The organism is Mumia sp. ZJ1417 (assembly GCF_014127285.1).
Taxonomy (GTDB): Bacteria; Actinomycetota; Actinomycetes; order Propionibacteriales; family Nocardioidaceae; genus Mumia.
On the sequence record NZ_CP059901.1, the window covers coordinates 2,653,152 to 2,665,785 of the forward strand.

A 12,634-nucleotide genomic window follows, 5' to 3' on the forward strand; every position below is an offset into this window, starting at 1 on the left:
CCCGCCGCGGGTCAGTCTCTGCGGTCGCCGGGTCGGTTTCTGGCCGCAGGCTGACCCGGCGGGGGCAGAAACCGACCCGGGAGGTTAGGAGAGGAGGGCGTCCACGAACTCCTCGGGCTCGAACGGTGCAAGGTCGTCGGCGCCCTCTCCGAGCCCGACGAGCTTGACCGGGACGCCGAGCTCGCGCTGGACGGCGATCACGATGCCGCCCTTGGCCGTCCCGTCGAGCTTGGTCAGCACGATGCCGGTCACGTCCACGACCTCGGCGAACACGCGCGCCTGGGTCAGACCGTTCTGGCCGGTGGTCGCATCGATGACCAGCAGCACCTCGGTGACCGGAGCCTGCTTCTCGATGACGCGCTTGACCTTGCCGAGCTCGTCCATCAGGCCCGTCTTGGTGTGCAGGCGACCAGCAGTGTCGACGACGACGGTGTCGTAGCCGCCCTCCTTGCCGGTCTTGACCGCGTCGAACGCGATCGACGCGGGGTCGCCGCCCTCAGGGCCACGGACGGTCGGCACGCCCACGCGCTCGCCCCAGGTCTGGAGCTGGTCGGCCGCCGCGGCGCGGAACGTGTCGGCGGCGCCGAGCAGGACCGTGTCGCCATCCGCGACCAGCACGCGCGCGAGGCGCCCGACGGTCGTGGTCTTGCCGGTGCCGTTGACGCCGACGACGAGCACGACGCCCGGCGTCCCGTCGGCACCCTTCGCGGCGACCGCACGATCGTACGAGGGGTCGACCAGCGCCACGAGCTCCTCGCGGAGGATCGACTTGGCCCGCTCGGGATCCGCGACGCCCTCGACCTTGATGCGGGTCCGCAGCCGTTCGACGAGCTCCTGGGTCGGAGCGACGCCGACGTCGGCGGCGAGGAGGGTGTCCTCGATCTCCTCCCAGGTGTCCTCGTCGAGCCGGTCCCGACCCAGGAGCGCGAGCAGACCGCGACCGAGCGACGACTGCGAGCGCGACAGGCGCTCGCGCAGGCGGACGAGACGGCCGGCCGTGGGCGCAGGCTGCTCGAGCTCCGGCGCGGTCGGTGCCCCCTCGGTGGCGACTGCGCCTGGCTCGTTGTCGGAGTCCGACTCGTCGATCTCCCCCGGCTCGGGCAGCAACGGCTCGAGTCCGTCGCCGGTCGGCGCCGGCTCGTGCTCGGGGTGCTCGCGGAGGTCGTCGAGGCGCCGGTCGACCGTGTCGGCGGGCGGCAAGGCCTTGCCGCGGGAGCCGACTACGAAGGCGGCGATACCGCCGATCAGGAGGACAGCGATGACCAAACCGATGAAGAGGTACTGCGTGGTGTCAGACACGGTCAACGATCCTAGTCGCCGCTCCGAGGCGTACGACGTGCGACGCGGCCGCGAGGGCTCGCTCGTCATGGCTGACCAGCAGGATCGACCGGTACGGGGCGAGGGCGACGAGGTCGCGCAGCAACGCCTCGGCGGTCGCGGCGTCGAGGTGCTCGGTCGGCTCGTCAAGCACGAGGACACGGTGGTCCCCGAGCAGGAGCCGGGCCAGTCCGAGCCGCTGCCGCTCTCCGCCGGACAGCCGGTTGCCGTTCTCGCCGACCTCGGTGTCGAGCCCGTCGGGCAGCCCGGCCACGAACAACCCGAGCCCCGCCGCGTCGAGTGCCGCACGCAAGGTCGCGTCGTCGGCGTCGGGATCGGCGATCCGCAAGTTCTCGCGGATAGTCGTGTCGAAGACGTGCTCGTCCTGGCGCAGGGTCGCGACGACCCGGCGGACCTGCTCGCCGGTGAGCGTGTCGATCGGCGTGCCTCCGAGCGTGATCGTGCCGGCGCGCGGCGCGGCGAGGCGCAGCAGGACCGCGGCGAGCGTCGACTTGCCGGACCCGCTCGGACCCGCGACGGCAACCACGGCGCCCTCTGGCAGGTCGAGGTCGAGGCCCCGTACGAGGTCCGGCGCGTCGCCCCAGCCGAGCGCGACGTCACGCAGGTGCAGGTCGAAGCCGACGGGATCCGCAGCCGGGTCGACCGGATCCACGACGTCCTCGGGAGCCGAGACGAGCTCGTCGACCCGGCGTCGCGACGCGGCCGAGCGGAGGTCCTGCTGCTCGATGCCGCTCAGGCCCTCCAGCGGCTCGGCCAGCGCCACGGGGGCGAGGACGACCACCGCGAGGAGCACCGGCGAGAGGGCCCCGTCGGCGGCCGCGGCGACACCGGTCCACGCGATCGCGCAGGTCGCGGCACCGAGGCACACCCGGACGAGGAGAACCCCGAGCCCGTCGAGGAAGGCGGTACGGCGCTCGGTGGACGCGAGATGATCCCCTGTACGGGCGACCTCGTCGCGTGCCTGGTCCGCGGCGCCGTACGCGACCAGGTCGCGCGCGGAGCGTACGGTCTGCGAGACCTCGGCGGCGAGCGCACCCCGGAGGTCCGCGGTGGCCGCGTTGGTCTGGTCGCCGCCGAGGCGTACGGCCACGAGAACCCCGCACCACGCGACGAGAACCGCCGCCGCGAGGATCGCGCCGCCCAGCGGGAACACCGCGAGCACGAGCCCGACGACCACGGCTGCGGACAGGGCAGTGACGACCCGCGGGATCGCGACGCGCACGATCCGGTCCTGGAGGGCCTCGACGTCGGAGACGATGCGGCTGATGCGCTCGCCGCGCCGTCCGGCTGCCAGCGTCGACGGCGAGAGGCGCTCGAGCCCCTCGTACACCGCGAGCCGGATCTGCGTCCCAATCCTCAGCGCCCCGTCATGGGTGAACAGCCGCTCGACGTAGCGCAGCGCCGCACGGGCGACGCCGAAGGCGCGCACCGCCACGATCGCGAGCATGAGGTAGAGAACCGGAGGATGCTGTGCCGCCCGCGAGATCAGCCAGGCCGACACGAGCAGCAGCCCGATCGAGGCCAGGCTGGCGAGCAGGCCGAAGAATCCTCCGAGGACGAGACGGCGTCGTGCGGTCGTCATGCGGTCACCCCCGTCGGTGCGGTGAGGGCGATGACGGTGTCGGCGTCCGCGACCAGCGCAGAGCGGTGCGCGACCACCACGACGGTGACCCGTGCGTCGCGCAGGCTGCGCCGGACCTCCCGCTCGGTGGCCGCGTCCAGACCCGCCGTCGGTTCGTCGAGGAGCATCACGGCCGCTCCCCCACGCCGTACGCGCAGCAGCGCACGTGCGACGGCGAGCCTGCGCCGCTCACCCGCGGAGAGGTTGGCACCGGCCTCGTGGACCTCGCGCCAGGGGTGCAGGTCGGGCGCGCCGGCGTCGCGCAGCGCTCGGGTCACGTCGTCGTCGGACGCGTCGGGTGCGCCCAGGCGGACGTTCGCCGCGATCGTGCCCTCGAGGACCCCCGGCACCTGGGGGACCCACGCGATGCGGGTCCGCCAAGAAGCGAGGTCGAGGTCGGCCAGGTCGTACGACGTCCCGTCCGCGGCACGGATGGTGACGCGGCCGGCGGTGGGCGCGACGAACCCCATGAGCACGTCGACGAGCGTGCTCTTGCCGCAGCCCGACGGGCCGGTCAGGGCGGTGACCCGACCCGGCTCGATGGTCAGCGTCGTCGGAGGAAGCGCGGGGATGCTGCGTCCCTCGTACGAGACGGTCACGCCGTCGACGGCGATCGTGGCGCCGGTGAGGTCGGGGGCAGGGTGGTCTCGATACGTGGGTGCTCGACCACCAGCCTCACCGTCGAGGATCTCGTACACGTCGTCAGCGACCGACTGTCCCTCGGCGGAGTCGTGGAAGTGCGAGCCGACCTGCCGCAAGGGCAAATACGCGTCCGGGGCGAGCACGAGCACGAACAGGCCCGTCATCAGGGACATGTGGCCCTCGACGATCCGCAGCCCGATCGAGACGGCGACCAGCGCCACCGAGATCGTCGCCACCAGCTCGAGGACGAAAGACGACAGGAACGCCAGCCGCAGCGCCCCCATCGTCTCCTCACGGTTGCGCTCCCCCACCTCGGCGATGCCCTTGGTCTGGTTGCGCGAGCGGCCGAACACCTTGAGCACGACCAGTCCGTCGAGGACGTCCGAGAAGTGGTGGCCGAGCCGGACCATCGCGCGCCACCTCCGCTCCGTACGGTCGCGCGTCATGTAGCCGACGAGCACCATGAACAGGACGGTCAGCGGCAGGGTCACCGCGATCGTGACGCCCGACAGCGGGTCGGCCACGAAAGCCGCGACGATCACGACCGCCGGCACGGTCAGCGCCAGTGCGAGTGCCGGCAGATAGCGGGCGAAGTAGGTGTCGAGCTTGTCGAGTCCCGGCCCGAGCAGGGTCACGACATGGCTCGACTCCGGGCGTGGCCCCCGCCGAGGCGCGCCGTCGAGCAGGCTCGCGACCACCTCGTCACGCAGCTGCGTCTTCACCCGGACGGCAGCGCGGGCGGAGACCACCTCGTGGATCCACCCGAGCCCCGCCCGCGCCAGCACGGCCACCGCGAGGGCGACCACCGCGGCCGTGACGGCGGGGACGGGGCCTGAGCCCTCGAACCCGTCCGACACGATCCGCGCGATCAACCAGGACTGGGCGACCACCAGGGCGGCCATGACGGTCGCGAGGGCGACGCTGGTGACCAGGTACGACCGCACCGCACGCGAGCGACGCACCAGACGTGGGTCCAGCGGGCGGGTCGACCCAGCTTGTACGGCCGTACTGCTCATGCCGGCGTGTGCTCCACCGGCACGTCCGCCGCGATGGACTCCACGCTGATCCGCTTGCGGAACACCCAGTAGCTCCAGGCCTGGTATCCGATGACGATCGGCAGGAAGATCACGGCGACCCAGCTCATGATCTCGAGCGTCTTGTCGGTCGAGGCCGCGTTCTCGGTCGTGAGGCTGTACGCCGGATCGAGCGTCGAGGGCATCACGTCGGGGAACAGCGCCACGAACAGGGCGGTGACAGCGAGACCGATCGCGGCCATCGTGCCGACGAACGCCCAGCCGTCGCGACGAGCCCAGGCAGCGACGAGCCCACCGACGAAGGCGAGCGCGGCGAGGCCAGACAGCGCCCACACCCAGACGTCGTCGTGGTCGAGGCACGTCCACAGCAGGAAACCGACCGCGAGCACCGCGGCGACCAGACCGACCTTGAGCGAGGCGTCGCGCGCCCGCTCGTGGATGATGCCGCGTGTCTTGAGCGCGAGGAAGTTCGCTCCGTGGGTCAGGAACAGGGTCAGCGTGACCGCCCCGGCCAGCAGTGCGTACGGGTTGAGCAGGTCGAAGAAAGTGCCGACGTAGTTCTTGTCGGCGTCGATCTCCACGCCACGCACGATGTTGCCGAACGCCACTCCCCACAGCAGGGCGGGGACGAATGAGCCGAAAATGATCGCGGCGTCCCAGCGCTGCTTCCAGGCCGCGTCGTCGCGCTGGTGGCGGTACTCGAACGCCACGCCACGCACGATCAGCGCGACCAGGATCAGAAGCAGCGGGAGGTAGAACCCGCTGAACAACGTCGCGTACCACTCCGGGAACGCGGCGAAGATGCTGGCGCCGGCGACGATCAACCAGACCTCGTTGCCGTCCCAGAGCGGGCTGATCGTGTTGATCATCGTGCGGCGTTCGCGGTCGTCGCGGCCCAGGAAGGGCAGCAGCATGCCGACGCCGAAGTCGAATCCCTCGAGTACGAAGTACCCGACGAAGAGGAACGCGACGACGCAGAACCAAACGGTGGTGAGCTCCATGATTCCTCTCCCTTCCTAGTAGGCGAACGCCATCGGCTTGTCGTCGGGCTGCTTGCCGGTCTCGTTGTCGGGATCGACGTCGGGCAGCCCCTTTTTGATCGCCGACAGCAGCAGCTTGACCTCGACGACCGCCAACGCTCCGTACAGCAGGGTGAAGACGATCAGGGACGTGAGCACGGTGCCGGCCCCGACGTTCGGCGAGACACCGGCCTCGGTCCGCATCAACCCGAACACGATCCAGGGCTGACGACCCATCTCGGTGAAGATCCAGCCGAAGGAGTTCGCGAACAGCGGGAGCAGCGTCGCCGCGACGGCGAGCCAGATCGGCCATCGCCGGTCGCTGCGGGGGACGCGGCCCTTGCGCGTGACCCAGAGCATCCAGGCGCCGATCGCCATCGCGAGCGCGCCACAGGTGATCATCAGCCGGAACGACCAGTACGTGACGGGGATGTACGGCTTGTAGTTGCCGGGCCCGTACGTCTCCTCGTACTCCGCCTGCAGGTTGTTGATCCCCTGGACCTCACCGTTCCACGTGCCGGTGGCGAGGTACGACAGGAGGTGCGGGACCTCGAGCTGGTAGAAGGGCTTGTCACCGTCGAGCGAGCCGACCGTGAGGATCGAGAACGGCGCTGGTTGCTTGGTCTCGTACAGCGCCTCGGCCGCGGCCATCTTCATCGGCTGGACCTCGGTCATGACCTTGCCCTGGATGTCGCCGGTGACGACGGTGCCGAGCCCGGCGACGAGCAGGGTCACGGCGCCCAGACGAAGGGTGGAGCGGAACGCGTCCGCATCGACGGGCTTGCGTCGGATCAGCCACCACATCGAGACCGCGGCCATGAGGCCGCCGGCCACCATGAAGGCGCCGAACAGCGTGTGCGGCAGCGTGATGAGGACGACCTTGTTGGTCAGGACCTCGGTGAAGCTCTCCAGTTCCGCACGTCCGCGCTCGGCGTTGAACGTGTAGCCCACCGGGTTCTGCATGAAGGAGTTCGCCGCGAGGATGAAGTACGCAGAGAGAGCGGTGCCGATCGCCGCGATCCACATGCAGGCGTTGTGCACCGCGGGTGAGAGCTTGTCCCATCCGAAAATCCAGAGGCCAAGGAAGGTCGACTCGAGGAAGAAGGCCAGCAGGCCCTCGACCGCGAGCGGCGCACCGAAGATGTCACCGACGAAACGTGAGTAGTCGGACCAGTTCATGCCGAACTGGAACTCCTGCACGAGGCCGGTGACGATCCCCATCGCGAAGTTGATCAGGAACACCTTCCCGAAGAACTTCGTGAGTCTCAGCCATTTCTCGTTGCGCGTCCTGACCCAGGCCAGCTCCAGGCCTGCGACGAGGAACGAGAGCCCGATCGTGATCGGGACGAAGAAGAAGTGGTAGACGGTCGTGATGCCGAACTGCCACCGCGCCAACTCGAGGGCTTCCATGTCTCTCCCATGGCTCGAACTTCAGGTCACGCTAGTACCAGCGGCCCGGCCCGGCGACCCAGAAGATCCAGTCCCGCGAGGTCGATGACGACACGCTGTAGGAAAAACCTACTACGCTGCGTCGTAGATCAGTACGTGGGGTACGACACGGTGTCGTAGCAGCCCGTACACTCATCTCGTGGCACGACTTGGCGAGCTCGAGCGCGAGGTGATGGACCTCCTCTGGGACGCGGACGACCCGCTGACCGGACGTGAGGTCCTCGATCTCCTGACCCCCAGCCGCGACCTCGCCTACACGACGGTCACCACGGTCCTCGACCGGCTCGCCCGCAAGCAGGTCGTCGCACGCCGCCGCGAGGGCCGCGCCTTCACGTACGCACCGCAGGTCGGCCGTGACGAGCTCACCGTGACGCTCATGCACGAGGTGCTCGCGTCGGCCGGCGAAGACCGTACGGCAGCGCTCGTCTACTTCGCCGAGACGGCCAGCGACGACGACGCCCAGGCGCTGCGCGCCGCGCTCGCCCGCATCGAGGCGAAGAACCCGCCGGTCGAGCCTCCGCCGGTCGAGCCTGTCCCGCCGGTCGAGCCTGTCGAGACCCCATGACCACCCCGCTCCTGCTGGGCCTGATCGGGCTCGCGCTCGCCCAGCCCGTGCCCGCCGTCCTGGCGCGGATGGAGTGGCCCTATCGCGCCCCGCGTGCCGCCGTCGTCCTCTGGCAGGCCCTGGCGCTCGCCGCGATCCTCGCCGTCGTCGGCGCCGGCCTGTCGGCGTCGTTGTGGCTGGTCGTGCACGAAGGCGCCCCGAACCCCGAGCCGGGTGCCTGGCGGGTCGCGCTGCACGTCGCATTCCTCGCACTCACGCTGGTCGTGGTGTTCCGTACGGCCTGGTCGATGGTGTCGGTCACCCTCGAGGTGCGTGCCGTACGACGGCGCCACCGGACCCTGGTGGACCTCGTCGCGAGCCGTGACGCGTCACGACGCTCCGTGCGCATCCTCGACACCAGCGAGCCCTTCGCCTACTGCCTCCCGGGCATGGACGCCCGCGTGGTCCTCTCGCGCGGCACCGTCGCCTCGCTGGATCCGTCCGAGCTCGACGCGGTGCTCGCCCACGAGCGCGCGCACCTGCGCGCACGTCACGACCTCGTGCTCGACGCCTTCACCGCGCTGCACCGCGCGTTCCCGCGCGTCCTGCGCAGCGAGGCCGCGCTGGCCTCGACCCGGGTCCTCGTGGAGCTGCTGGCCGACGACCATGCGCGACGCGCGAGCGGCACCACTCCCTTGGCGCGCGCGCTGGTCAAGATCGGCACGCGGCCGGCACCTGCCGGGGCCCTCGGCGCCACGACCACCCTCGTCCGTCGCATCGAGCGGCTGGAGGAGGAGCGGCCGGGCCGCCGAGAGGCGGTCGCCTGCTACGTGATGGCCGCGGTCGTCGTCGTCGGACCGACGGTCAGTCTCGCGGTGCCGTGGATGAGCTCAGCCTGGGCAACGTTGAGCTGACGTCGCCCTCGTGGCCGGCGTCGGGGTGGTGACCGATCTGCGCCCACTCCGCGATCGCCGTGAGCATCCGGTCGAGCGCCGCCGATCCCGGCACCCGCGCAGGCACCACCCGCCCCCGGTACGGATAGGCGAGCACCGCCGCCAACAACACGGCGGCGATGACGATGAGCAGCATGACGGGCACGATGACGACTGCCGACGACATGTAGCGCAGACCCCCCGGGATCGGTCTCAAACGGACTGCATCAGGCTCTCACACAGATCGTCTAGAGGCCGATCCAGGCGCGATGACCTTGGTCACTCCCGCGTGGATCCATCGGGCACGGGACCACCTGCCCGCGGGTCCGCACGGCTGCTCACGTCGCGGATCCCGAGCCCGATGAGGATGAAGATCACTCCCATCGCGGCCGCCATCGCCGCGACGCCGAAGGCGACGACGGAGGTGAACAGCGACGCCTGCAAGAACGCCGACGTCATCGCCGTCTCCCGCAGCGGGTCCTCCTGGTCGAGCTCAGCGTACGTCTTCCCGTCGGTCGACTCGAGCGTGTGCTTGTCGATGACCTTGGCCTGACAGTAGGCGCTGATCGGCCCTCGTACGGGGTCTCCCGCCGCGCAGTCGGCGTCATCGGCGACCGTGATCTTCTGGTCGGACAGGGTGGTGGAGACCATCACCCAGGTGACGATCGCCGCGACGATCATGATGGCGCCCAGCACGATCGAGGCGATGGAAGCGGTCTTGCGCATGGTGATCCTTTCGGCGGAACGGCGATGCGAGCGTGACCCCCTGCATATCGGGCCCGGATGACGCACGCAACAGGGACATGCGAAACCTTGACGCCGTCTGTAACTCTCCACGACGATCCGGACACTCACTTCATGACCGGCCGACCGGAGGAGGCGCCCGTGGACGACGTCGAGCGGCACGACATGCTCGAGGCGTGGTTCCACGCGTACGCCGACCGTGTGCTCGCGTACCTGATGCACCGGACCGACCCGGAGACGGCGCAGGACGTGATGCAGGAGGTGTTCGTGATCGCCTTCAAGAAGGCCGATGTCGTCCCGGAGCCCGCGCTCGGGTGGTTGTTCGGGACCGCGCGACGGGTGCTCGCCAACCATCGCCGCTCGTCTCGGCGGCGTGATCGGCTGACCGAGCGGATCGCCGTCGAGGCCGCGGTGTCCGCAGGCGCGTCGGGCGACGACATGGGCACTACCGACCGCCTCGCCCGCGCATTCAGCGCGCTCTCCCCCGCGGACCAGGAGGTCCTCTCGCTCAGCGCCTGGTACGACCTTGACGCCGATGAGGCGTCACGGGCGCTCGGGTGCTCGCGGGCGACCTACCGCGTACGCCTCCATCGTGCCCGGCGTCGGCTCGCCGAGCGGCTCGACGCGTCGGATCAGGCCGAGCGCCGGACCGACCCGAGCACACGGGCGGGAGCGACCCATGACTGACGACGACCTCGACCGCAGGCTCCGCGCGCTGCGTCCCCCGACTCCCGCTGACGACGGGTGGGCGGAGTCCGGTGCAGGTGAACGCCTGCTCGCTCGTGTCCGCGCAGCCACCGCTGTCTCCGCTTCGAGGGGCCACGCACCTCGCGCACACCGGCTGCGATTCGGCCTCGCCGCCGTCGCGGTGGCGGCCGTCGCCACCGTCGCTGTCTCGCTTCCGGGAGGCGTGGACGCTCCGCCACCGCGCAGCCCAGGTGGCGATGTCGCGTTCGCCGGCGCCCGCCCTGTCGCGCACACGCTGTCGGCCAGCGACAGCTGCGACGCCCTGCTCGCCGACCTGCGCGCGCACGCGGTGAAGAACGTCGACGCGTACGACCCGTTCTCGCTCTACGTAATGCCGGTAGCCGCACTGGAGAAGACGTCCGGAGACCTCGGGGCCAGCGCCAAGGGCACACCCGCGCACTCGACCACCAACAACCAGGAGGTCGGCGTCGACGAGCCCGACGTCGTCAAGACCGACGGCGCGCGCCTCGTCTCGATCACCGGCGGCGTCCTGCGCATCACCGACGTGGAGTCCCGTACGGTCGTCGGCACGCTCAACCTCACAGCCTATGCAGGTGCGGAGTCGGCCTCGCTCCTCGTGGACGGCGACCGCGCGCTCGTCACCTTGGGCGCGTCCGGCTCGGTCGCCTTGGGCCCGGCGGTCGAGAGCAGGTTCGCCGCTCCAGGCCCGCCGAGCAGCCTGTTCGTCCTTGTCGACCTCTCCGGCAAGGCGCCTCGCGTGCTGTCGATGCTGCGCCCCGACGGCGGCCTGGTCGACGCCCGCCTCGTCGACGGGCGCGTGCGTCTCGTGGTACGCAGCGCGGCCGACATCACCCTCCCGACGCTCCGACAGAGCGAGCAGAGCGATGCGACCCGCCGCGACGTGCTCGCGAAGGCGCCGCTCGATGCCTGGCTGCCCTCGTACGAGGTGACCACGGGCGGTGAGTCGACCACGACGACCGTGCCGTGCACCAGCGTCGTCCGGCCCCCCGACTACACGGGTGCGAGCCTGGTCACCGTCTACACGGTCGACCTCGGCGCAGACTCCTTCGGCGGCCTCTCCCCCGTCACGCTCACCGCCGACGGCGCCACGGCGTACGCGAGTCCCACGAGCCTCTATCTCACGAGCTCCGACACGGCTCCGGCCGCCGGCAGCACCGAGGTCCACCGCTTCGACCTCGCGCGGTCCGGCAAGCCGCTCTATCTCGGGTCCGGCAAGGTCGCCGGGCAGGTGCTCGACTCGTACTCGCTGTCGGAGTACGACGGCACGTTGCGGGTGGTCACGACCAGCGGCAGCTCCGAGCGGTCGCGGGCGACGTCGGTGTCCGCCCTCGACGCCGACACGCTCGCCGCCCGCGGCAGCGTCGGCGGGCTCGGCAAGGGTGAGGACGTGTACGGCGTGCGGTTCGTGGGCCCGTACGCCTACCTCGTGACGTTCCGTCAGATCGACCCGCTCTACGTCGTCGACCTCAGCGACCCCGCCCGGCCGGTCGCCTCCGGCGAGCTCAAGATCACCGGCTACTCCGACTATCTCCACGTCGTCGGCGACGGCCGCCTGCTCGGGGTCGGCATGGACGCGACCCGACGAGGCCGCACCACCGGCGCCCAGGTCTCGTTGTTCGACGTCGCCGAGCCGACGCGACCCGCGCTGCTGAGCCGGCTGCTCCACAGGCACAAGGACTCCTCCGACGTCGCCGATCCGCATGCGTTCCTCTGGTGGGAGGCCACGCGGACGGCCTTCGTCCCGCTGCGTGACTGGACCGGCGACGGACGCACGGAGATCCTCGCCGTGCGCGTGGACGGCGACTCCCTGCGAGAGCTCGGCACGCTCTCGCACCAGGAGGGGGCGAACCCATACGACGGCGGCATCCGCCGCGCGCTCGTCATCGGCGACACGGTCTGGACGCTCTCCGACGGTGGTCTGCAGCTCAACGCGGTCGACGACCTCACGCGGGAGGGGCGGATCTCGTTCGACTGAGGCGCCGGACGCACGTACGCTCTGCCGGTGCCTCTCCCCCGCGCCTGCATCGTCCACCTCGCGCCCGAAACGATCAGCGCGCTGGCCGACGGCGACCTCGACGCCGCCAACGCCACCTCACCCGTGCCGCTGACCGAGCCGTTCGTCAGCGAGACGTTCCGCGCCGTCTGGCGGATGCGCGCACGCCAGGTCGTCGACGACCCCGCCAGCGCGGAGTGGGTCACCGGCGTGATCTGGGACGAGGACGCCGACGTCGCGGTCGGGAGGGCAGGATTCCACGGGCCTCCCGACACCGACGGCATGGTGGAGATCGGGTACGAGGTCGACCCTTCGTACCGGCGCCGTGGCTTTGCCCGTGCGGCCCTCACCGCACTGATCGCCCGCGCCGACGCTGACCCGACAGTGGCGGTCGTCCGGGTGACGATCGCCCCGGACAACACGCCGTCGCGTGACCTCGCGCTGCCGTTCGGATTCGTCCACGTGGGCGAGCAGTGGGACAAGGAGGACGGGCTCGAGCTCGTGTACGAACGGCCCGCACGGCCTCAGGCCTAGGTGCGCGGTGTCTCCCCGGTCGACCGCGCTCTCGGCAGCGCCTTCGTCGGCAGCC

Annotated in this window: 12 protein-coding genes; 5 read left to right on the plus strand and 7 right to left on the minus strand. The window is 70.7% G+C overall.

What is annotated here, in order from left to right:
• Positions 1–84: 84 nt before the first annotated feature.
• Genes ftsY through H4N58_RS12945 form a run of 5 tightly spaced genes read right to left on the minus strand, consistent with a single transcriptional unit; the run spans position 85 to position 7,064 of the window.
• A complete protein-coding gene (ftsY, locus tag H4N58_RS12925; protein WP_243845085.1) occupies positions 85–1,299 on the minus strand; it encodes a signal recognition particle-docking protein FtsY in 1,215 nt (404 codons plus the stop codon).
• Complete coding sequence (cydC, locus tag H4N58_RS12930; RefSeq protein ID WP_167250379.1) at positions 1,292–2,920, minus strand: thiol reductant ABC exporter subunit CydC; 1,629 nt, start codon at positions 2,918–2,920, stop codon at positions 1,292–1,294. The genes ftsY and cydC overlap by 8 nt, the downstream gene beginning before the upstream one ends.
• Positions 2,917–4,617, minus strand: a complete 1,701-nt coding sequence (gene cydD / locus H4N58_RS12935) for a thiol reductant ABC exporter subunit CydD (protein WP_167250377.1) — start codon at positions 4,615–4,617, stop codon at positions 2,917–2,919. The genes cydC and cydD overlap by 4 nt, the downstream gene beginning before the upstream one ends.
• Positions 4,614–5,636 carry a cytochrome d ubiquinol oxidase subunit II gene (gene cydB, locus H4N58_RS12940; protein ID WP_167250375.1) on the minus strand — a complete coding sequence of 341 codons (1,023 nt, stop codon included), beginning with the start codon at positions 5,634–5,636 and terminating at the stop codon, positions 4,614–4,616. Before cydB ends, cydD begins: the two co-directional genes overlap by 4 nt.
• 15 nt (positions 5,637–5,651) lie before the next feature.
• Positions 5,652–7,064 (minus strand): cytochrome ubiquinol oxidase subunit I, encoded by a 1,413-nt coding sequence (locus H4N58_RS12945; RefSeq protein ID WP_167250373.1) that lies wholly within the window; start codon positions 7,062–7,064, stop codon positions 5,652–5,654.
• 178 nt (positions 7,065–7,242) lie between these two features.
• Here H4N58_RS12945 and H4N58_RS12950 point away from each other — a divergent pair, with 178 nt between their 5' ends.
• Both H4N58_RS12950 and H4N58_RS12955 read left to right on the plus strand, forming a co-directional pair.
• Positions 7,243–7,668 (plus strand): BlaI/MecI/CopY family transcriptional regulator, encoded by a 426-nt coding sequence (locus tag H4N58_RS12950; protein ID WP_167250371.1) that lies wholly within the window; start codon positions 7,243–7,245, stop codon positions 7,666–7,668.
• The gene (locus H4N58_RS12955) at positions 7,665–8,561 is read left to right on the plus strand and encodes a M56 family metallopeptidase (protein WP_167003686.1); all 897 of its coding nucleotides are present in this window, start codon (positions 7,665–7,667) and stop codon (positions 8,559–8,561) included. Before H4N58_RS12950 ends, H4N58_RS12955 begins: the two co-directional genes overlap by 4 nt.
• Here H4N58_RS12955 and H4N58_RS12960 read toward each other — a convergent pair.
• Positions 8,512–8,796 carry a hypothetical protein gene (locus H4N58_RS12960; RefSeq protein ID WP_167003688.1) on the minus strand — a complete coding sequence of 95 codons (285 nt, stop codon included), beginning with the start codon at positions 8,794–8,796 and terminating at the stop codon, positions 8,512–8,514. The two genes, H4N58_RS12955 and H4N58_RS12960, sit on opposite strands and share 50 nt — an antisense overlap.
• A gap of 62 nt (positions 8,797–8,858) precedes the next feature.
• Complete coding sequence (locus H4N58_RS12965; RefSeq protein ID WP_167003690.1) at positions 8,859–9,305, minus strand: aromatic ring-opening dioxygenase LigA; 447 nt, start codon at positions 9,303–9,305, stop codon at positions 8,859–8,861.
• A gap of 132 nt (positions 9,306–9,437) precedes the next feature.
• Here H4N58_RS12965 and H4N58_RS12970 point away from each other — a divergent pair, with 132 nt between their 5' ends.
• From H4N58_RS12970 to H4N58_RS12980, 3 genes are read left to right on the plus strand one after another with little or no spacing between them, the layout of a single operon-like run.
• Complete coding sequence (locus H4N58_RS12970) at positions 9,438–10,010, plus strand: RNA polymerase sigma factor (RefSeq protein WP_208322361.1); 573 nt, start codon at positions 9,438–9,440, stop codon at positions 10,008–10,010.
• Positions 10,003–12,027 (plus strand): beta-propeller domain-containing protein, encoded by a 2,025-nt coding sequence (locus H4N58_RS12975; protein ID WP_167250367.1) that lies wholly within the window; start codon positions 10,003–10,005, stop codon positions 12,025–12,027. The genes H4N58_RS12970 and H4N58_RS12975 overlap by 8 nt, the downstream gene beginning before the upstream one ends.
• A 27-nt stretch (positions 12,028–12,054) precedes the next feature.
• Positions 12,055–12,579: a GNAT family N-acetyltransferase gene (locus tag H4N58_RS12980; protein ID WP_167250365.1), complete on the plus strand. Its 525-nt coding sequence runs from the start codon at positions 12,055–12,057 to the stop codon at positions 12,577–12,579.
• The last annotated feature ends 55 nt before the right edge of the window (positions 12,580–12,634 follow it).

Coding starts and splice junctions, on each gene's coding strand:
- H4N58_RS12970 (WP_208322361.1), top strand. CDS start 9,438: ATGACCGGCCGACCGGAGGAGGCGCCCGTGGACGACGTCGAGCGGCAC.
- H4N58_RS12955 (WP_167003686.1), top strand. CDS start 7,665: ATGACCACCCCGCTCCTGCTGGGCCTGATCGGGCTCGCGCTCGCCCAG.
- H4N58_RS12975 (WP_167250367.1), top strand. CDS start 10,003: ATGACTGACGACGACCTCGACCGCAGGCTCCGCGCGCTGCGTCCCCCG.
- cydC (WP_167250379.1), bottom strand. CDS start 2,920: ATGACGACCGCACGACGCCGTCTCGTCCTCGGAGGATTCTTCGGCCTG.
- H4N58_RS12965 (WP_167003690.1), bottom strand. CDS start 9,305: ATGCGCAAGACCGCTTCCATCGCCTCGATCGTGCTGGGCGCCATCATG.
- H4N58_RS12945 (WP_167250373.1), bottom strand. CDS start 7,064: ATGGAAGCCCTCGAGTTGGCGCGGTGGCAGTTCGGCATCACGACCGTC.
- cydD (WP_167250377.1), bottom strand. CDS start 4,617: ATGAGCAGTACGGCCGTACAAGCTGGGTCGACCCGCCCGCTGGACCCA.
- cydB (WP_167250375.1), bottom strand. CDS start 5,636: ATGGAGCTCACCACCGTTTGGTTCTGCGTCGTCGCGTTCCTCTTCGTC.